Source organism: Planktothrix sp. FACHB-1365 (assembly GCF_014697575.1).
Lineage (GTDB): Bacteria > Cyanobacteriota > Cyanobacteriia > Cyanobacteriales > Microcoleaceae > Planktothrix.
Genome location: NZ_JACJSC010000039.1, coordinates 35,000 through 54,466 on the forward strand (window position 1 = coordinate 35,000; position 19,467 = coordinate 54,466).

At 38.3% G+C, this 19,467-nt stretch carries 18 protein-coding genes; 10 read left to right on the plus strand and 8 right to left on the minus strand.

Features of this window, described 5'->3' with window-relative positions; genetic code table 11:
- Window positions 1–51: 51 nt before the first annotated feature.
- The gene (locus tag H6G57_RS25925; RefSeq protein WP_190524025.1) at window positions 52–1,035 is read left to right on the plus strand and encodes a glycosyltransferase; all 984 of its coding nucleotides are present in this window, start codon (window positions 52–54) and stop codon (window positions 1,033–1,035) included.
- On the opposite strand, the gene H6G57_RS25930 is transcribed toward H6G57_RS25925, so the two are convergent.
- The 5 genes from H6G57_RS25930 to H6G57_RS25950 all read right to left on the minus strand — a co-directional run bounded on the left by H6G57_RS25930 (window position 1,006) and on the right by H6G57_RS25950 (window position 6,184).
- Entirely contained in the window at window positions 1,006–2,016 is a 1,011-nt protein-coding gene (locus H6G57_RS25930; RefSeq protein WP_190524029.1) for a glycosyltransferase family 2 protein, read from the minus strand. The genes H6G57_RS25925 and H6G57_RS25930 overlap by 30 nt on opposite strands.
- A gap of 16 nt (window positions 2,017–2,032) precedes the next feature.
- Window positions 2,033–2,983, minus strand: coding sequence for a hormogonium polysaccharide biosynthesis glycosyltransferase HpsE (gene hpsE / locus H6G57_RS25935; RefSeq protein WP_190524031.1), 951 nt, complete (start codon window positions 2,981–2,983; stop codon window positions 2,033–2,035).
- A 66-nt stretch (window positions 2,984–3,049) separates the two neighbouring features.
- Window positions 3,050–3,997, minus strand: a complete 948-nt coding sequence (gene hpsE, locus H6G57_RS25940; RefSeq protein WP_190524034.1) for a hormogonium polysaccharide biosynthesis glycosyltransferase HpsE — start codon at window positions 3,995–3,997, stop codon at window positions 3,050–3,052.
- 108 nt (window positions 3,998–4,105) lie between these two features.
- Window positions 4,106–4,882 carry a VanW family protein gene (locus H6G57_RS25945; protein WP_190524036.1) on the minus strand — a complete coding sequence of 259 codons (777 nt, stop codon included), beginning with the start codon at window positions 4,880–4,882 and terminating at the stop codon, window positions 4,106–4,108.
- Window positions 4,883–5,059: 177 nt separating this feature from the next.
- Window positions 5,060–6,184, minus strand: coding sequence for a class I SAM-dependent RNA methyltransferase (locus H6G57_RS25950; protein ID WP_190524039.1), 1,125 nt, complete (start codon window positions 6,182–6,184; stop codon window positions 5,060–5,062).
- A gap of 492 nt (window positions 6,185–6,676) precedes the next feature.
- On the opposite strand from H6G57_RS25950, the gene amt reads away from it, so the two are divergent.
- The 6 genes from amt (at window position 6,677) to H6G57_RS25980 (ending at window position 13,217) form a co-directional block, all read left to right on the plus strand.
- Window positions 6,677–9,373 (plus strand): ammonium transporter, encoded by a 2,697-nt coding sequence (gene amt, locus H6G57_RS25955; RefSeq protein WP_190524042.1) that lies wholly within the window; start codon window positions 6,677–6,679, stop codon window positions 9,371–9,373.
- Between the two features lie 326 nt (window positions 9,374–9,699).
- Window positions 9,700–10,401: a V4R domain-containing protein gene (locus tag H6G57_RS25960; RefSeq protein WP_190524045.1), complete on the plus strand. Its 702-nt coding sequence runs from the start codon at window positions 9,700–9,702 to the stop codon at window positions 10,399–10,401.
- Entirely contained in the window at window positions 10,398–10,670 is a 273-nt protein-coding gene (locus H6G57_RS25965) for a hypothetical protein (RefSeq protein ID WP_190524048.1), read from the plus strand. The genes H6G57_RS25960 and H6G57_RS25965 overlap by 4 nt, the downstream gene beginning before the upstream one ends.
- A gap of 103 nt (window positions 10,671–10,773) precedes the next feature.
- Window positions 10,774–11,250, plus strand: coding sequence for a phycobilisome protein (locus H6G57_RS25970; RefSeq protein ID WP_190524051.1), 477 nt, complete (start codon window positions 10,774–10,776; stop codon window positions 11,248–11,250).
- Between the two features lie 95 nt (window positions 11,251–11,345).
- Window positions 11,346–12,011, plus strand: coding sequence for a V4R domain-containing protein (locus H6G57_RS25975; RefSeq protein WP_190524054.1), 666 nt, complete (start codon window positions 11,346–11,348; stop codon window positions 12,009–12,011).
- A 45-nt stretch (window positions 12,012–12,056) separates the two neighbouring features.
- Complete coding sequence (locus H6G57_RS25980; RefSeq protein WP_190524056.1) at window positions 12,057–13,217, plus strand: pentapeptide repeat-containing protein; 1,161 nt, start codon at window positions 12,057–12,059, stop codon at window positions 13,215–13,217.
- Window positions 13,218–13,234: 17 nt separating this feature from the next.
- Here the strand turns inward: H6G57_RS25980 and H6G57_RS25985 are convergent, their stop codons facing one another.
- From H6G57_RS25985 to H6G57_RS25995, 3 genes are all read right to left on the minus strand, one after another.
- On the minus strand, window positions 13,235–13,717 hold the full coding sequence (locus tag H6G57_RS25985) for a phycobilisome protein (protein ID WP_190524059.1): 483 nt from the start codon (window positions 13,715–13,717) through the stop codon (window positions 13,235–13,237).
- 158 nt (window positions 13,718–13,875) lie between these two features.
- Window positions 13,876–14,373 (minus strand): 2Fe-2S iron-sulfur cluster-binding protein, encoded by a 498-nt coding sequence (locus H6G57_RS25990; RefSeq protein ID WP_190524062.1) that lies wholly within the window; start codon window positions 14,371–14,373, stop codon window positions 13,876–13,878.
- 123 nt (window positions 14,374–14,496) lie between these two features.
- Complete coding sequence (locus H6G57_RS25995) at window positions 14,497–14,808, minus strand: hypothetical protein (RefSeq protein WP_190524065.1); 312 nt, start codon at window positions 14,806–14,808, stop codon at window positions 14,497–14,499.
- A 109-nt stretch (window positions 14,809–14,917) separates the two neighbouring features.
- Here H6G57_RS25995 and H6G57_RS26000 point away from each other — a divergent pair, with 109 nt between their 5' ends.
- Genes H6G57_RS26000 through H6G57_RS26010 form a run of 3 tightly spaced genes read left to right on the plus strand, consistent with a single transcriptional unit; the run spans window position 14,918 to window position 19,244 of the window.
- Window positions 14,918–16,858: a serine/threonine-protein kinase gene (locus H6G57_RS26000; protein ID WP_190524068.1), complete on the plus strand. Its 1,941-nt coding sequence runs from the start codon at window positions 14,918–14,920 to the stop codon at window positions 16,856–16,858.
- On the plus strand, window positions 16,855–18,507 hold the full coding sequence (locus tag H6G57_RS26005) for a hypothetical protein (protein ID WP_190524071.1): 1,653 nt from the start codon (window positions 16,855–16,857) through the stop codon (window positions 18,505–18,507). The genes H6G57_RS26000 and H6G57_RS26005 overlap by 4 nt, the downstream gene beginning before the upstream one ends.
- Before the next feature lie 47 nt (window positions 18,508–18,554).
- Window positions 18,555–19,244 (plus strand): GvpL/GvpF family gas vesicle protein, encoded by a 690-nt coding sequence (locus H6G57_RS26010; RefSeq protein ID WP_190524074.1) that lies wholly within the window; start codon window positions 18,555–18,557, stop codon window positions 19,242–19,244.
- The last annotated feature ends 223 nt before the right edge of the window (window positions 19,245–19,467 follow it).

A 19,467-nucleotide genomic window follows, 5' to 3' on the forward strand; every position in this document is an offset into this window, starting at 1 on the left:
AAATCGGTAATGTACGGGCGTGATCCTGATATACATTAGAGGTTAGTTAATATGGGATCAATTTCTGTGGTTATTCCAGTATATAATGGAGAAAAAACAATTCGACAAACGATTGAATCTGTATGCAATCAAACTTTTTCTGATTTTGAATTAATTGTTATTAATGATGGTTCAACGGATTCAACATTAGAGATAGTTCACAAGATTGCTGACCCACGTTTAAAGGTTTTTTCTTATGCTAATGCCAATCAAGCTGCGAGTCGTAATCGAGGAATTGAAAAAGCAACAGGTGAATATATTGCTTTTTTAGATGCTGACGATTTATGGACACCTGATAAACTTGAAAGTCAAATCAATATGCTAAAAAATAATTCAACGGCTGCTGTTGCCTATAGTTGGACAAATTGTATTGATGAATTGAATCAATTTTTACACCCAGGAACTCGTGCAAATTTTTCAGGAAATGTTTATCAAAATTTACTCTTAGCTGATTTTATTTCTAATGGTTCTAATGCTTTAATCCGAAAACAAGCATTAGAAGACGTGGGCGTTTTTAATGTGGAACTTCCTCCCGCAGAAGATTGGGATTTATGGCTAAGATTAGCCCACCGTTATCCCTTTGTTGTTGTTCCTCAACCTCAAGTTTTCTATCGTCAATCTCATCAATCTAGTTCTTCTAACTTAGTCAAACAAGAAACAGCAATGTTAAAGGTACTTGAACAAGCTTTTAATCAAGTACCAGAGGATTTTAAACCTCTAAAATCTATTAGTCTTGCTAATACTTATAAATATCTAACTTTCAAAAGTTTACAAGCTCAACCATCCCGCAAAACAGCTTTAAAAACTCTGCAATTCTTGAGAAATGCTATAGAATATGATTCTAGTTTACTGAGAAGTAAAGTAATGCTAAAAATAGTATTAAAAATAGCAATTATGAGCTTATTTTCACCTAAAAATGCTGAAAAATTATTAAGCTATGTTCAAACTGTTCTGAACACAAATACCTTACTCGGTTATATCAAACTGAATCCCTGAAAAACGCAGTTCTAAAACTTGATGAATAATATCTTGGGGTAATTGTTCTTGTTTTAAATAATTAAATATCCGATGATAAATATAATCTTTAGGCAGAAAATCAAGAATTAATAGTCTGATAATTCTGTTCATATAAGCTAAGACATAATGCCAAATTTTAATGTTTTTTTTATGCCTAAATTTTGAGTGCATTCTCAGGACAACCCAAATATTATAACCAGTTTTTATCTGGGTTAAACCTTGAAAAATCTGCCAACGTTTCAACCAATCTTTCTGTAAATACCACTGCATCCAATAGGGCATATATCGAATTAAATCTGACAAGTTAAAATCATTAAAAGCTTGTAATTTAGAAGTTACAACAATTCTAAATCCTGCTTTACTTGCTCGTAACATATATTCGTGATCACACCCATTTTGAGGCAACCATGCTGCATCAGGAAAACCAATCGCATTGACGACTTTTTTAGGAATAATGGCAATATTGCCAAAAATGAAGTCTACTAAAATATCTTCTTGTTGATTAAAAATATGAATATCTCGAATCGGAAAATTATTCAAATGACCACTATATACCAACCAATTAGGATGATTTTTATTTCTGACTAATCCACCAATAATTGTTTTTTGATTTGAATAAATATCACAGGATATAATTAAATTTTTAATAAAGTTATCTGTCAACAATAAATCATCATTTAGCCAAACAATATAATCAGCATTGAATTGATTAATACTGTACTGCATTCCTAATGTGATCGCTCCTCCCCACCACAAAGAACCATCCCCTATTAGTAACTGTACCTGTGTAAATTCATGGCGAATCATTTCTAAAGTGCCATCTGTTGAACCATCATCAACCACTATAATTGTTATTTTAGCTAAATCTATGCCCAAAGTTTGTTGGTGTAGTTGAGCTAGGATATTTTGGGTTAATGATTTTCGATTATGAACAGGAATTATGATAGAAATACTGACCATCGGTAGATAATGATAATTAAGGGTATAAAGTTAGCCTCATCCAATAAAAAAAACTTCTAATTCGACTTAAATAAATCTCCATTTCACACTCAGCAATTAAATTACTTTTAAGCTGACCTTGATATTTTAAATAATGTCGAATTGCATTGTAACTATTTCCGAATAAAGTTCGCACCAAAATAATAGGCTTTTCATAGAAGTTAGCTCCGATCATTCGTAAGGGACAAAAAGATAAACATGACCCCTGAATCAAAGATAACAAATAATCCCGTTTGAGTCGCCAAGCCGGAATCTGATGGTAAGTGTGCATGGATGGATTATACCAAATTTCCCAACCCGCTTTATATAAATACATCAACGGTTCCCAATCATCCCCTTGCACCATTTTTCCCCCTGGCAACTTCCCACTCATTTGAGGTTGCTGGGGTACAACTTCACTCCACACCTGCTTTCTAACCACCATTGCTGCTCCTGGAGGTAAGCTTAACACCTGTGGTTGATAACGGTTCGGTTCTGGCCCCCGTTCTCGAATAGCTAAAAATCCCTCAATTGCCTTAAAATTTTCTGGGGGTGGAACTTCATAAACCCCATGAATTTGTCCGCCATAAGCACCCGCTTGGGGATAAACCTGTGCAAACTGATATGCTTGGGCTACCCAATTTTCATCCGGCCAGTTATCATCATCCAGAAACCCAATTAACTCCCCCTGAGCTTCCTCTAGTCCCCGTTGTCTTGCAAAGGCGGCACCTTGCTGGGTTTCAAGCACATACAGTAACGGAAACTCTTCCTGCCAAGAAGCTATCATATCCTGAATAACATTAGCTGTTTGATCACTGCTATTATTATCAACAACAATAATTTCCCAAGTGATATTTTCTGTTCCCTTTTGCGATCGCAATTTTTCTAAAACATCGGGAACACGACTAGCACCATTATAGGTGGGAATAACAACGGTAAAATCGATCATAGTTCGTAAGTCTTCTTTAGAATGAGTTGATCCTATTTTATTACTAGAAAAATTAATAATTTTCGGTTAATCTCGCTGTTTCCACTGCCATAAATAAAAAGGACTGATCACACTACTTCTTAAAAACTCCATTTCACAAGCTGCGACCACATCGGTTTTTAAGGCTTTTCGATGTTTTAAATAGTAAGCGATCGCTTTTCTAATATCATTCACTAACCCCAATGGACATAATAAGGGTCGTTGCCAAGGTTTTAACCGTAACATCCGAATATAATGTCGTGCTAACCCCGTATTACGACTTATATTAATCAAATAATTTCGTTCTAAACGATAAGCCGGAATTTGATGATAGGTTTTTAACATTGGACTATACCAAATTTCCCATCCTTTTTTTTGAATATATAGTATCGCTTCAATATCTTCACTCGCTAACCGATTATCTCCCAAAGGACCCGTTAAAAATGTTTCTTCGGGAACACTTTCACACCAAGCTTGTTTACGAACAACTAATGCCAATCCCGGCGGTAATACTTTCTTTTTAGGATCATAAAAATAAGGTTTATCTCCGCGTTGAGTTATCCCCAAAAAGCCTGCTATTCGCTCAAAATTTTTGGGAGGTTCGATTTCATAACTCCCATCAACGTGACTAGCATAAACTCCTGCTTGTGGATATTCTTGAGCAAATTGATAAGCTTTTTCTACCCAATCTAATGCCGGTAAATTATCATCATCTAAAAAAGCAATTAGAGGAGCTTGAGATTCTTTTATTGCTCGTTTTCGGGCAAAAGCAACTCCCTTTTTTGTTTCTAAACAATATTTTAAAGGAACAGTTATCTGCCTTTCTTTTTGATAATTTTTAATCAATTCTGCTGTATTATCAGTGCTATTATTATCAATAATTAGAATTTCCCAGTTTATCTGTTCTGTTCCAGTTTGCGATCGCAATTTCTCTAAAACCGCAGGTAAGCGGGCCGCTCCATTATAGGTGGGAATAGCAACAGTGATATCAACCATAGAATTGATCTGGATTAAGGCTGTTATTTTTTTAGTATAACCTATATTTTCGGCTGAGTTTGTTCCTCACCCATCACGTCACCCACCAACGCAATCCAATTTTCACAACTACTCTATTAAGCTAGGGTAGCAATTAGACGTAATTAAAACAAATTTATTTTCTGTATTATCCCAACGAATTGTATTCACTTGTTTGAGTCCTGGTTGCACTTCAACTTTAAACTCAATCTTAAATTCCTCTAGGGTTTCAGAAGAACATAAAAATCCGATGATTTCTTCCTCTAACAAATTAAAGCGAAAAAAAATAGGAATAGATAATGTATTTTGAAACCGCAGATCTTTATATCCATAAACCACTGTTGCATCTGAACCTAAAGGTGCAAATCGGCTTTCTTCGGTATAAATATCTTGGGAATGGGGGTGTCTTTCTAAGGGGATCAAACCTGCTTTTAAGATTAAATAATAAATCAATCCAGAAAGTTGACACAAACCACCACCAATATTAGATTGAAGTTCATTATTAACAATTGCTCGTCCCTCTCGATAGCCATTTTTAGTATGAGGTTCTCCGACTAAATACCAAAAAGAAAATATTTCTCCTGGTTGAATTAAACGATTTTCAATTTGAGCGATCGCTGTAGCTAAATTATGTTTTTTATTTTCAAAATGGCTCGTTTTTTTTACGGCTTGACTAATTTTAATTTGTTCTTTAAAATCTTGTTGTTCTTCAAGGGTCAGAATTTGTCGTTGAACAAACTTACTTTTTTGTCCTGATAACTGATCTATGATTTCTCTTTGTATAGATTTTAAATTTCGTCTAAAATCCGAAGAAAATAATATTTTTAAATTAAAATTCGATGAAACTAATCGCGAGGTTCTTTTCATATTCTTATTGACTTGATCATTTTAATTCATCAAGAGTTTTTATAGGCTATTTAACAGCTTTTTCTTGATGGCTTAATAGGGTAGTATGAGGTGATAATGGCTTTCCCTATCCTAATTTATTCAGGTATAATTAATGGTTTTTAGCACAACTGAGGGCAGTTTGTAGAAGTTTATAAATTAATAAAGCTCATACTTTAATAACGTGCAGGGTAAGGAACCATTATAAACCGCAATTCTCCGAGAAGTTCTTAAACCGACTTGTTTTCCTAATGTTTTGTTTCCGGTCAAAATATAAGCTGTCCAACCTTTAAACCGTTGTTTAAACGTATCCCCTAACTGTTTATATAAACCAGCTAATTCCTCCACCTCTCCCAAACGTTCTCCGTAGGGAGGGTTACAAATAATCACACCCTGATCCGCAGGAGGTTCTATTTGAGATAATTCCAGTTGTTGTAAGCGAATTTGGTCTGCAACCCCACAACGTTGAGCATTCTCAAAAGCTTGATTCAGAATATCCCCATCTTGATCTGAACCCAGAATTGGGGCGGGTAAGGTGGTTAATTGTGCCTCTAATGCTTCATGTTTTAAAGATTCCCATAATTTAGGATCAAAATCTTTCCATTTCATAAACCCAAAGGTTTCTCGGAATAACCCTGGTGCAATATTTAAAGCTTTTAAACTGGCTTCTATGGGTAAAGTTCCTGACCCACATAACGGGTCTAAAAACGGTAAATCAGGATGCCATTCTGCTATTTCTAATAACGCAGATGCTAAACTTTCTTTTAAAGGGGCAAGTCCAACGGCGGGACGATATCCCCGGCGATGTAAACTGCTTCCAGAACTATCTAAACTTAAAATTCCGTGATTTTCATGGAGATGAAGATTAATCCATAAATCAGGATTATTAAGATTAATATCAGAACGTTCCCCAAATTCTGAACGCTGTTGATCAATAATGGCGTTTTTAACCTGAAGAGCGGTAAAGTGGGTATGGTTTAAGACTTCATTTTTGCCTGTACAATTAACAGCAAAGGTATTCAGAGGGGATAAATACTCAGTCCAATTAATATTTTGAACTTCCTGATACAATTGTTGGGCATTGGCACAGGAAAATTCAGCAATCGGGACTAAAACCCGAAATAGGGTTCTTCCCCAAAGATTAACTCGATAAAGAAGCTTGCGAGAACCTGTGAAATGAACTCCTGTAAATTCAGGACGAACATTTTCAGCCCCTAAACGTTCTAACTCTTGAGCAGCAATAACTTCTAAACCCTTGGCAACCGTTGCAAAATACTGGGTCATTCAGGAGACAATTTTGGCTTTTACTGTGTAACAATCCCAGAATCAAATTAAGCTTGATCCGGGTTGCTTCCTAATATTTTAGGGTTTTGACTTTATAGCCAAATTCCCATATATCCCCAGTCGCTAAACCAGGGAGAAAGAATTGTCATAAACCGAAAGCAATTCTTCAAAATTAAGATTTTTTGAAGAACGTATGTTTCCTTCTGATCAGAAAGGACACCGGCGACTGGCCGTGTTTCGTCTCGGTGTCCTTAGCTGGTTCGCTCCTCACACGCTTGTTACTCTACCCAAACCCGGTTCCCTTTGTCAACACCTAAAGTATTTTTTTTCCTGATGAAAGGTTTTTTGCCTACGCCAGCTTGATTTCTGGCGGATGAGTCTTGTTACCCAACCCCTTAACTTAACGGTTTGTAGATTAACTGTATAAAATTCCACAAAAACTTCTAGGATAAGTTGAGACAATCTTAAATTAAGTGAGTAATCGATAATTCAGTGATTGATATTCTCTGGCTGCTGGTCTGTTCGGGCTTAGTCTTTTTGATGCAGCCCGGATTTATGTGTTTAGAGTCGGGTTTAACCCGCTCCAAGAATAGTATCAATGTTGCAGTCAAAAATTTTGCCGACTTTGGGATTTCCGTAGCCCTGTTTTGGGCTTTTGGCTATGCCCTGATGTTTAGTAAGACACCCACAGGAGGAATTGACCCAGGATCTTTCTTTTTTGACACCACCTCTTCTCCAGGGGTAGCGGCTTTTTTTCTATTTGAAACCATGTTTTGCAGTACCGCCACAACTATCGTTTCAGGGGCATCGGCGGAACGCATGAAGTTTGGGTCTTATCTCTTGGTTGCTGCTTTAACTTCTGGAATGATTTACCCCATTTTTGGTCATTGGGTGTGGAATGGACTAGAAATCAATCAGGTAAGGGGATGGTTAGGAGAAAAGGGCTTTGTCGATTTTGCTGGGTCTACTGTTGTTCATAGTATCGGGGGATGGGTTTCTCTGGCGGTTGTGTTGGTTATTGGGCCACGAATTGGACGGTTTTCCCTCGATCAACTACCCCAACAAATGCGGGGATCAAACCTTCAGTTGTCTGTGTTGGGGACAATGTTACTGTGGTTAGGATGGTTAGGATTTAACGGGGGAAGTTATCTACATTTAGATGTTGGCGTGGCTTCGGTTATTGTCAATACGGTTCTAGCCGGGACGTCGGGGATGTTAATCGGGGCTATGTTGGGTTGGCTACTGCATGGCCGGCCGGAAGTAGAACTGATTATTAATGGTTCTTTGGCTGGTTTAGTCGCAATTACGGCGTCTTCCCCGGTGGTTTCGACTCCCATAGCCCCCATCATTGGAGGAATTGGGGCGGGGGTCATGGTGTTAGTCTCCCTAACCCTACAACGATGGCAGATTGATGATGCTGTAGATGCCATTGCGGTTCATGCAGGCGGTGGGGTATGGGGAACTTTAGCGGTGGGTCTGTTTGGTAATCTAAGTTTACTCAATACGGGCTTGTCTCGCGGTCAACAAATACTGGTTCAAGCTTTAGGTGTTGGGGTGTCTTTCCTCTGGGGATTTGGCTTGACCTGGGTAATTTTATACACCATCAATCGTTACTTTCCCCTGCGAGTCTCCATTGAAGCAGAAACAACCGGATTAAATATTTCTGAACATGGGGCCAAAACTGAGGTTTATGATTTGTTTGAGGTTATGGAGTATCAAGCTCGTACCCAGGACTTTAGGCGACGGGTTCCCGAAAATCAATTTACAGAAGTCGGTCAAATAGGCTTTCGATATAACCAAGTGATGCAAGCTTTGGAGGATGCCTTAATCCAAACCGAGGCTATCATTCACAATGCAACGGATGCTATGATTACCTTTTCCAACCCAACGGGAAAGATTTTAACAGCCAATCCCAGTGCAGAAGAAATATTTGGATATCCGGCCACAGAATTAATTGGAATGTCAATATTATATCTGTTTGATTGGCCGACTTCCGAGGTCACTGAACAGCAAACTTTGTTAGAAAAATGGTTATTACAAGGCCGTCAAGCGGTTATCGGTCGTCGAGCTAATGGGTCTTGTTTTCCTTTGGAAGCTACAATTAATCAGGCAAAATTTGGCTATCAATCTTTTTTTATGGGAACTTTTCGGGATTTATCTGCCCATAAACAAGCTGAGGAAGCTTTACAACAAGCTGAGGAACGGTTAAAGACTTCTCTGGAGTTAAAACGAAAAAATGATCAACTTAAAAATACGCTGAGAGAACTCAAAAAAACTCAAGCTCAGTTAATTCAAGGTGAAAAAATGTCGAGTTTAGGTCAACTGGTTGCCGGAATTGCTCATGAAATTAATAATCCGGTTAATTTTGTCTATGGTAATTTAATTCATGCTGCTAACTACACCCGTGATGTTCTGAATTTATTGGAAACTTACCAACAAGAATACGCCCATCCTAGTCCTAAAATTCAGCAAGAAATTGAATCAATTGAATTAGAATTTCTCAAAGAAGATTTTCCTAAAATTGTAGAATCAATGCAGGTCGGAGCCGACCGGATTCGGGATATTGTTCGGTCGTTGCGAACTTTTTCCCGTCATGATGAGGCGGAACTCAAGCCTGTTAATATTCATGATGGGTTAGACAGTACCTTGATGATTTTGAAGAGTAAACTCAAACCCCAAGGGAAGTTAACGGGAATTGAGGTCGTCAAGGACTATGGGAGTATTCCTTTGATTGAGTGTTATCCAGGGCCTTTAAATCAGGTGTTTATGAATCTGATTAATAATGCTATTGATGCTCTGCACGATTCAATGATCCAAGATAAATTTTCTTTACTATCCTGCGATAAGTCCCTAATTCAGCCTCAAATTGTAATTCGTACCCTATCAACACACCATCAACGAATTTTGATAGAAATTTCTGATAATGGTTTGGGGATTCCTAAAGAAATTCGGTCTAAGCTATTTGATCCTTTTTTTACAACCAAACCCGTCGGGAAAGGCACCGGTTTAGGTTTGTCCATTAGCTATCAAATTATTGTCGAACGCCATAAAGGTCAAATTTGGTGCGAGTCCCAATTAGGGGAATATACTAGGTTTCTGATAGAAATTCCGGTGAAACAGGGGGAGGGGATGAGAGGACAAGGGGATGAGGAAGCAACTGTCAAGACTTCCTCTGTAAAAAAAATGTGATGTTTCACGGCCAAGAATCGAGTTAAATTAGATACAGAGGTGCGTCGATGTTTCTGTTGTAGAGACGCGCCATGGCACGTCTCTACAGGGCGGTCTGTACTAGACAGGCTAATTCGGTTCCTGACCCCGCGAGAAGAACCTGCTTTTACAGCAATAGACGCACCGCAAGAAGCTTAAGTCTTGCTTGTTGAGGTAAATCATTAGCAGCAACAGCCGCGACCCTCAATCAACGTTGCTCTGCTACAGTCTACTTCAATGATTCCCTATAAATTAAGTGTTGATTTTCTTGAATCTTACCTTGTTGATTAAAAAGGAGTATGCAGCAGATGGTGTTAACCACCGCAACCCAACATCCTATCGAGAATTATTCTAAACTTAAAAAAACCCATCCGAAAGCCCATAATCATTATCGGTTTCAAGACTTCTTCAGCTTTGACTCATCAACAGGTACGGTCACGGACTGGAATGAAATGCGAAACATCTTTACCAGTGAGGACTTTATTATTGGTTTAGTGGAGGGATTAGAAGAGGAAGTTGGCAACGCTTCATCCGTGATTATGTACACTATTGGAAAGGAATGGGGGGTTAAGGATGCAGAGTTTTTCCAACACTGGTATGAAGCCGAGTTTGGTCAAAGTATCCGACAATCTAACCTGATGTTTTTATTAGAAACTTGGTGGTGGCCCTTCACGTCCCAAGGCTGGGGACGTTGGGAAGTCGATATGAGCGATCGCAAACACGGCTGTATTTTCATTAACTTATTTGACTCGGCTGTTGCTCGTAGTTTAGGAGACATAGGAAAACCAGTTTGTCATATTTATGCTGGATTATTTGCCGGATTTTTTAGCAAATTAGTCAAAAAAAGTCTCAGTTGTATTGAACTGCAATGTTATTCCATGGGGGAAACTTATTGTAAATTTCTCTTAGGAAACCCTGATCGCATTGATGCGGCTGGTTTCTGGTTAAACGAAGGCGCAACGGCCAGAGATATTCAACGGAAATTACAAGATGGAGTCGTCCTACGATGAAGAATCAAAATGCCTGGATGAGTGAGTCGGTTCAGGACTTTTTCAGTAACCTCAACTGGCTAGGTACACCCTCACGGGTACTACAAAATGGTCATTCTCCGACTTCATCCCAGATGAATTTAACGTTATCGGTCAGCGATTTTTTTCAAGGAATTGATTGGGAAGGGGTTCCTCAAGTGGGGGTTATGCCGATCTCCTCTTCTTCCTCTACTCCCGTTTCCTTGGATGATCCTGATGTCACCATTGAGGATTTAATGGGATTATTTTAAACACAAAAGCCGTCCACCCTGGGAAATAGGGGAGCATCAACGATGGCTTTTATTTCCTCTTCGTAAAATTTTCCATCAAATTCATGAACTTGATCAAATCTGTATGCAAGCCGAATTAAATGAGTTATTAGTTCAAGCGGAAAATCGCTATCTTCAAACAGAAGAATTAGTGGGTTTTAAAAGTTATGCAGAAACTTTAGCCCAGCGATTAAAAATTTATGAATTCCTTCGGGATCGAGAAATAGCTATTTTCCAACCGATTGCGGATCAAATTTCTAGCCAATTTCCTCACGAAAAGGAAGAACGATTAGAAGAAATTTTACAGCAATGGATTCTGATTCTTCGTCATAGTGCAATGGCAATGTTATTAAATGATTCCGAATATCTTCAGCAACGAGTTATTGAGTGGTTATCGGGTTTAGTAAAAGCTCATAATACCCAATCAATTGATACTCAAATTTATCAATTGCTTACGACTCGTTTAAATGAATTAATTTCTCCAAAAGCCACGGTTTTCCTGCAACCTTTCTTAGAACAAATCAAAACAAACTTACTAGAAGGAGGAACCGAGAAATCGTAAAACCTGGGAAATTAACGGTTTTTTCTTTGCATTTATTCCTCTGTTTGTCAACGGTTAACGGTTAATTGTCAACTGTCTATACAGCCTGTTTTATTATGATTGAAATCACCAACTTACTGAGTAAGCCCCAACTTCCGGGTAACTATTTCGCCTACAATGCTTATATTAAAGGAGACTTAGAACTAGGTTTACTAGAAAATCGTCTTGGTTCCCGTCTATTGGGGCTTCCCTTAACCCTACTTCAGGCAATCTATACTGGGTTAGAACAAGAAACAGGTCAAGCTACCCCCTTAGTTTTATTCAACTGTGGTCGTTGGTGGGGAAAAAACTTTTATGTTCGCTTTTGTGAAGAAACCAGCGAATATTATGGTAAAGCTGTGGCCCAGATGGAAATGATTGAATTCATTCAGTGTTTACAACAATGTTGGAAAACTCATGGATGGGGAACTTTTGATTTAGATGCACGCTATACTAACACGGGATTTCTAATCCTGATGACTAAAAATTCACCTTTTGCCAGCGCGGCTTCCCCTGTGCCCCAGCACCCCGCTTGTTTTTTAGAAGCTGGAGTTTTTAGTTCCTTTTTTAGTCGATTAACCGGACGGGATCTCCATTGTGTTCAAACCACCTGTGAATCAATGGGAGCAGATTGTAATTACTTTATTCTCGGTTTAAGTAATCGTTTACAAGCCGTAGAAGCTTGGGTTGATGAAGGAAAAGATCATGAAACGATTCTGAAACAACTCTGTGAAACATCATGAGGAAGGAATAACCCGTTGATAGGCGAATTATTTTAGGTTAAACCCATGGATGCTATTGAACTGCTGAGTCGATATGCAGATGGAGAACGGGATTTTAAAGGTGCCAATCTGCGAGGGATTATTTTGAGCAGCAATTCTTATCGGCCTAATGCGGTACCGACTCTGGGTTTAACTAATATTCGAGAACCCCAAAATCGACCTCATCTAATTGGTGCAGATTTAAGCAATGCTGACTTAAGCGAAGCCCATCTCTGTTTGGTGAATCTGAGTAAAGCGAATTTGACCGGAGCTAATTTAGCAGGAGCAAATCTTAGTGGAGCGAGTCTGAGTGGCACAATCTTAACGGGGACGAACCTGAGTCGGGTTAACCTCGAAGGTGCTCACCTGAATTGGGCAAATTTGCAAGAAGCCGACCTCAACCATTGTAATCTCAAAAGTGCAGATTTTAGTTCTGCAATTCTGATAGAAGCGGTTTTGACTCAAGCCTGTTTGATCAAAGCTTATTTAATTAAAGCTAATCTCCGTCAAGCCATCTTAAAAAACACGGATTTAACCCAAGCGAATTTGAAAGATGTAGACTTATCAGGAGCGGATTTGTGTCAAGCTACTATTGTCCGAGCGAACTTAAGTGGCGCGAATTTAACGGGGGCTGATTTAACGAAAGCTCAAATGTTAAAAACCAATTTAAGACACGCTGATTTAACAGACGCTTTTTTGAATTCTGCTACTTTATTAGAAGCGGATCTCAATGAAGCTAATTTGAGCCGAGCTAACCTGAGTAAAGCAAATTTGAGCAAAACCTATCTGCGGAATGTGTGTTTAAATGGAGCTCATTTAAGCGGTATTAATTTAAGTGGTGCTGATTTAGGTGGAATTGATTTAAGGCAGAAATTATTAACAGGAATTAATTTAGCAGGAGCTTATTTAAGCGAAGCTAATTTAGCAGGAGCCTTACTCATGGATGCTAATTTAAGCGCAAGTAATTTGAGCTCGGCGAACTTAATTCAAGCTTGTTTAATTAATGCTGACTTAAGAAATACTCATCTTACTAATGCCAATTTGACAGAGGCTAATTTAATGGGGGCTAATTTGAGTAAGGCTGATTTAAGAGGGGCAAATTTGAAAGGAGCAATTTTAGCAAATGCGGAAATTAAGGGGGCACAGCTACAGGGTGCTATCTTACCCAATGGAAAAGTTTACAAATGATTTAAAGTCTGAAAAATTCATGATGTTCTTTTTTTGCACAAAATAGCGAGATTAAGTTCAATCAGAGGAAAAAATACATTTTTTTCCTCTGGTGTTAAATAATCTTCCAAGACATCGGACATGGCTTGGTAAGTCAATTCAGTAATATCTTGGACTTTAAACGCTTGTAAAATTGTTGCGAACCAAGTTAATAAGCGTTCCTGTAAATAATCAGGATCATTTATTAATAAAATCATGGCCGAATATCGTAAAACTCGGATCGTATCTAAACGCCATTTTGAGGTAAAATTAATAGATCCTTTCATAAAAATTTGAGGATTAGTTTTGATGAGTTTATGGTGTATTTTTTGAAGAATTATAGGTTCATACTTTTGAAGTTTTTGATAGGCACTAATCCGGTATCGAAAAGTCTCCAAATAAGACTTTAAAAATTCTAATTCTTCGGGTGTCGCATAACGACCATCAGCCTCAACACTCAAACGTTGTAACTCAGTTAACATAAATAAGAATTACGAAGGTATAAATATCGCCTATAATCTGTTAACAGTTATTCGTTAACAGTGAATAGTTAATCGTTGTTGCCTATTGCAAGAGTCTCCATTACAAAACTGCTTATTCCCTATTAACTGATAACTGATAACTGTTAACTGATAACTGATTAAGAGGCATCATCTTTAGCGTTACGAGTTCGAGCTAAATATTCGCCAACTTGCAAACGAGTATCTTTCAACTGATTCACAATAGATCGAGTAATCAATTTTCCCGTTTCCACCACAACTTGCCCCGTAATCGGATGCAGCAGTTCTTGTTCTGCTCGCCGTCCAATCAGTGATTCTACATCTTCGATGGCATCAATATACATCCCCGAAGGTAATTCAACAATAATTCCTTCCCCAATCACATGAGCTTGACAAGCTAAACGGGAATTGGGTTTGGCTGTTGTAATTACTTCCAAGGTTCTTTGTTCACGACGGCTGACTTTAGATAAACCCTCCATGCCATCTTTAATGAAAACATGGCAGGTTGCACACATTCCTCGTCCTCCGCATTCTTTCAGAACGTGCAGTTCCTTAGTCATTAATGCCGAAAGCAAATTAGAATTAGTCTTAACTGCCATTTCTTCGGCAATTGGTTCTAGTCGAAGTATTTTAGCCATTTCCAGTAAAAATTAAATTAGAGAACCCACTGAGCAGAAAGAATGTAGACTGCACAACTGAACCGCTCAATTCAGGATAACAGGAGCGTTAACTCCTTAAAATCGCAGCACAATACCGCGAATTTAGGCTTTAGAACGATGCAGTTCACCTTGAGGCTCTTTCACCCAAATTGCATATCCCTTTGGGGTTTTTGTAATTACCGTGCTGTCTCCTCCAGTTCCTAGTTTAGCCACAATTTCTAAGGTTTTATCAGCACCTTCTACCGCTTTAAAAAAGCTGTAGTATTCCTGATCAACACAAACCCCAGGAACCGGTTTTTCTAAATCCGGTACTTTGATTTGGCAGGTTCGATATTGGCTTTGAGATTGTATGATTTTAGTAGGGGCAGGCCCCTGCTGTAGTTTCGTAGATTCCGATTCAACGGGAGAAAACATAAGCACTCTTCATCGCTGGCTAACGGATTAATGGGTCAGTAATGCCTATATTTTAGGTATACTTTAATACTATCGGAAATACCGTTAATGAGGTGGTCTAAAATACACCATGCAGGCTTCTCGATACCGAATTTTGGGGTTAGTAGGACAAGGCCAGTTTGGTAAAGTTTACTGTGCCAGTGATCGTCGCACTGGACAACTGGTGGCTCTGAAGGAATTAAGTCATCAGCGCGCACCTACTCACCAATTCTTGCAGGAACTGTGGTTCATTATTAGTCTACAACATCCCCACATTGCTGCTTGTCTCGGTTTAGAACATATCCAAACCGGACGTTATTTGGTCATGGACTATTGCGAGGGGGGAACTCTGCGCCATCTTCTTGAACAACAGGATTCTCTGCGACTACAAGAAGCGTTAAACCTGATCATTGGTGTTTTAGACGGTTTACACTACGCTCATCAACGGGGTATTATTCATTGTGACATTAAACCTGAAAATATCCTACTGACTCTACAATCCCAAGGATGGTCTTCAAAATTATCAGACTTTGGAATTGCCCGTCGTCTGCCCCTCGTAGGCAAATTATCTATTGCCCAAAAAGCCTCCACCTTTACCGGAGGATCTCCAGCTTATATGGCCCCAGAACGATTTTATGGCCTTTATTCAGCCCGATCCGATATTTATGCGGTTGGAATTGTCTTATTTGAACTGTTAGTTGGAGATCGTCCCTTTCATGGTTTACCCGGTGAGTTAATGTGGGCGCAGTTAAATCAACGGTTGCAGATCCCTAACGAGATTCCTGAAGCGTTACAAGCTATCATTCAAAAAGCTTTAGAAAAGCTCCCGGCTCGTCGCTACAACACCGCAGAACAAATGGCAGAAGCCTTACGCGAAGTCATTGTTCATCCCCAAATCCAAAGCCTTGCTGATTTTATTGTTCCTTGGAAAAACTCCGATTTACCGACTAAAAATCCTACCCAATTAGCAGGAGTCTATACCTCTGTTTCTCCTCTGATCTTACATCACTCTATCTCTTTGCCCTCGGTTCATCAATCTAAATTCCCCTTCAATTGTATTGCCAATTTTCCTTATCTTTATACAGGATTTGGTCAGGCTTTAGAAATTTGGTCTATCCCCCAAGATTTATCTCCATCGGTTCAGCAAGTTGCTATTTCTTCTCAAGAAAAAATTCAATTTCCTGAACCTATTTTGGGGATGCTTCCCCTGGGAAATGGCTGCTGTGTTTTAACTCCAAACCGAATTTATCACTGCACTCCTTTTCAAAAAAAATCTCAATCTTTGTTAAATCTAAGTTCAATTCAATCCTTACAATCTAATCATCAGCAATCTCCTATCTCTCCTGACTTTTCCGGGGAAAATGAAGATTCAACCTCTGTCATAAAAACCTTTTCTCCCGATTTATTATATAAAATTGCGATAGAACCCAATAGTCGCTATATGGCTTTAGCATTTTCAGGACAATTACGATTTTATTCATTAACCCAAAAATTAGACTATCTTGTTCTCAAACCCCTGAAAAAATTATCCCTAGCGGTATCTCAAGTTCCCGAAATTTTCTTCTTAGATAACAGACATTTACTCTGTGTTTGGTTAAACTTTAAACAACAAAACTTTCATATGTTCAGGGTCTATACTCGCCGAGGAATGCCCATTGGAAATCTTAAATTATCTATTCCTTTAAAGCAACTTCTACCTACTCCTCAACCCTATACTTTATTAGGGCTTGGACTTGATGATCAACCTTACCTTGTTCTCTTACGTTTAAAACCCCTGAGTGTCATTCGCATTCCTTTAAGTTCTCCCCCAACTGTTGCTTGCGCTACCTCTTGGGGATATGTTATAGCAGATCAAGAAGGAAAATACACCTTTTTTGATTTGGAAGGGAATTTAATCAGTTATGATTTTGGCCCTGTTAATCCTAAATCTCTAGCTTTCTGGGGAAAAACGGGATTAGCCATTGTTACTTATACCCAACAACAAGGTTATCTACATTTTGTAAAATCTGTTAATTTTGAAAGAGACTTATGAATAACAACCCTTTGATTCCGTCAATGAATTCCCCCGATCAAACTTTAATTAAATTTAAAGATCCTGTCTGTTTTAATTTAGTTCCTCCCTCTCCTGAAATTTCCGCCCCTGTTATCCAGGCTATGCAAGAATTAGTTCAAATTATAGCTCATTTGCGATCGCCGAACGGGTCATGGCCTATTGATTTACCCCAAACCCCTGAAAACTTAATTCCTTATGTTACAGAAGAAGTTTCTGAAGTTTTAGCGGCTTATCAAACTCACCCAATCTCTGCTTCTAATATTCAATCCGACTTTTTTCCTAAAAAAGACAGCAATATTCAAACTCCTGTTATTTTATTCTTTAATACTTTAATTTCTCAGTTATTATGGAATTTTGCACAAACCTCTTATCAATTTATGCGACTTTTGACGGGAATTAATGCAGAAATTTTATTACCCCATCAAGATTGGACTCCCGGAAAATTAAGATTAGTTGCTAGTCTCATCATTAAAACTGAAAATCTCCAAAGTTCTATTGATTTAGCAACCAGTGATTCCCCACCTCCCCTAATTACTTCAGAAGCTTATCTTCAATCTAATGATTGTTCTTTTTGCCAAAATCCTTTGGAAGTTCAATTTTTTTTACGACAAATCACGCATCACTTTCAAGATAATTTTCAAGGGTTTAATCTCTTGAATCATCCTATCCAAGCTGAATTTTTATCCCCTAACAGTCAATGGGAACCCATTGAAATGAGTATAGAAATAGGATTTCAATTTATTCCTGATCCTAAAACATCCGAAGTGAGTCCCTTTGATTATTTTTTAGAAAATGACTCTATAGATGAAGAATTGTTTCAAAATACCCCCATTCAAGATGTTGAATATTCTATTTTAGCTTCTATTCCCCACTCTTCCTTACTCAAAACTCACGTTCGACTGACTGATCCGAATATTATTCAACCTTATATTCAAACCCAAATTAAATATTATGGATTACACGGACTACAACGAAAAAAACAGTTACAACTTACCGATTTTGTTAACTCTTCCTCGGAATTATCCTTAACTCTTGACTCCCAAACAGAAGAATTTGAATTAATCGAGTTAATTCAAATTGCTGATGAATTAGTTGATATAATTTACAGTCCTAAATCGCCATCTAGCTTAATTCGTCTTCAACCCGAAATTCCCTTAATCGATTTATCGCTAAGATTATTATGGCAAATCGTTAAAAGCAGTTATAATGTTATGCAATTAATGAGTGGGATTCAAGCCAAAGTCCTCCAACCTGGATTTTTATGGCAAACAGGGACATTAAGATTATTAATGGTTTTAAGTGCAGAGTTTTTAAGCGATTCCTGGGAATTGGATATTGCCACTAGCCAACCTCTTAAATTTGATTTAAAACCCATTATTCCTGAATCTATTATTCAATCTGATTGGAGTGAATGGTGTCGATCTCCTCAATCCCTAGTTGTTTTAAAATTACAAGTCATTAATTTATTAGAAACTCTTCCTGAACTCCAAAGCTGGATGAAAGGAGTTAAAATAGATTGGGGTAATCCTAATGAGGATTTAGAATTATCCACCAATTGGCAACCTGGATTAGCTCAACTCAGCCTTGATTTTGAGTGGATTCCTGCACAGCCCAGTTCCCCAGAATAAATACCCTGATCTTTGGATTTTATATATTCACTTGTAGATATTAACCAATGTATATTTACGCTTTTTTGAAAACACCCACATCACCCCTCAAGCTTCCTCAAGGGATTAAGGGTTCTTTAGAAATTATTAGTGATCAAGGATTATCTGCTCTTGTAGAACCCAATTTACAAGCCGAAGATCTCCCTGATACAGATGAACAATTAATGCAAGCCGTTGTCACTCATGATCAAATCACCTGTACCATTTTTCACCAAACTTCTCTGTTACCCGTCCGTTTTGGCACCTGTTTCCGTTCAAAAACAGCCCTGTTGGAGCATTTAGTTTTATATCAACAAAACTATTTAAACAAATTAGACCAACTCGAAGGAAAAGCAGAGTATTGTTTACAAGGAGTTCCCCTCGACCCGCCAGCAAACACACTCACTCAAACTAATCCTACGGACTTAACTCCTTTGCGCGGTCGGGATTACTTTTTAGCTAAAAAACAATTACATCACCATCAATTACAACAACAGCAACAGCAAACTCAACAATGGCAACAGTTACTTGAGGTATTGTGTCAAACCTATCCAGAAACCTATTTAGCCGATAGCCAACCCAATAGAGAACGAATCTATATATTGATGCCGGAGAGCAACGAATCCAAACTGCAAGAGCAACTAAAGCAATGGCAAAGCCAATATACTCATTGGCAACTCAGTCTGGGGAACGCTGTACCTCCTTATCATTTTTTGTAATAACCAGCTTGCATGGCCATTACAAGCTGATTCTTTCCAATCGTTCCATCTCCAGAAAGACAAGAGCAGCTAAAATCCTTGCCAGACAAGGATTTTCCCTGGTTCAAAAAAAAGTTAAGAAAAAGGGTTGACAAAGCCGAAGAGATTAGATACATTGGTAAATGCGCTTGAGAGACGAAAGAACCGAAAGCGCACCGAACCTAGAAAAAAAAATACGTTTGAA

Excerpts from the sequence above, each read along its gene's own strand:
- H6G57_RS25965 (WP_190524048.1), top strand. The coding sequence starts at position 10,398 with ATGAAGAATCAAAATGCCTGGATGAGTGAGTCGGTTCAGGACTTTTTC.
- H6G57_RS25985 (WP_190524059.1), bottom strand. The coding sequence starts at position 13,717 with ATGTTAACTGAGTTACAACGTTTGAGTGTTGAGGCTGATGGTCGTTAT.
- H6G57_RS25945 (WP_190524036.1), bottom strand. The coding sequence starts at position 4,882 with ATGAAAAGAACCTCGCGATTAGTTTCATCGAATTTTAATTTAAAAATA.
- H6G57_RS25960 (WP_190524045.1), top strand. The coding sequence starts at position 9,700 with ATGGTGTTAACCACCGCAACCCAACATCCTATCGAGAATTATTCTAAA.
- H6G57_RS25990 (WP_190524062.1), bottom strand. The coding sequence starts at position 14,373 with ATGGCTAAAATACTTCGACTAGAACCAATTGCCGAAGAAATGGCAGTT.
- H6G57_RS26010 (WP_190524074.1), top strand. The coding sequence starts at position 18,555 with ATGTATATTTACGCTTTTTTGAAAACACCCACATCACCCCTCAAGCTT.
- H6G57_RS25980 (WP_190524056.1), top strand. The coding sequence starts at position 12,057 with ATGGATGCTATTGAACTGCTGAGTCGATATGCAGATGGAGAACGGGAT.
- H6G57_RS26000 (WP_190524068.1), top strand. The coding sequence starts at position 14,918 with ATGCAGGCTTCTCGATACCGAATTTTGGGGTTAGTAGGACAAGGCCAG.
- H6G57_RS25970 (WP_190524051.1), top strand. The coding sequence starts at position 10,774 with ATGCAAGCCGAATTAAATGAGTTATTAGTTCAAGCGGAAAATCGCTAT.
- hpsE (WP_190524031.1), bottom strand. The coding sequence starts at position 2,983 with ATGATCGATTTTACCGTTGTTATTCCCACCTATAATGGTGCTAGTCGT.
- H6G57_RS25950 (WP_190524039.1), bottom strand. The coding sequence starts at position 6,184 with ATGACCCAGTATTTTGCAACGGTTGCCAAGGGTTTAGAAGTTATTGCT.
- H6G57_RS25995 (WP_190524065.1), bottom strand. The coding sequence starts at position 14,808 with ATGTTTTCTCCCGTTGAATCGGAATCTACGAAACTACAGCAGGGGCCT.
- H6G57_RS25925 (WP_190524025.1), top strand. The coding sequence starts at position 52 with ATGGGATCAATTTCTGTGGTTATTCCAGTATATAATGGAGAAAAAACA.
- H6G57_RS26005 (WP_190524071.1), top strand. The coding sequence starts at position 16,855 with ATGAATAACAACCCTTTGATTCCGTCAATGAATTCCCCCGATCAAACT.
- hpsE (WP_190524034.1), bottom strand. The coding sequence starts at position 3,997 with ATGGTTGATATCACTGTTGCTATTCCCACCTATAATGGAGCGGCCCGC.
- H6G57_RS25975 (WP_190524054.1), top strand. The coding sequence starts at position 11,346 with ATGATTGAAATCACCAACTTACTGAGTAAGCCCCAACTTCCGGGTAAC.
- H6G57_RS25930 (WP_190524029.1), bottom strand. The coding sequence starts at position 2,016 with ATGGTCAGTATTTCTATCATAATTCCTGTTCATAATCGAAAATCATTA.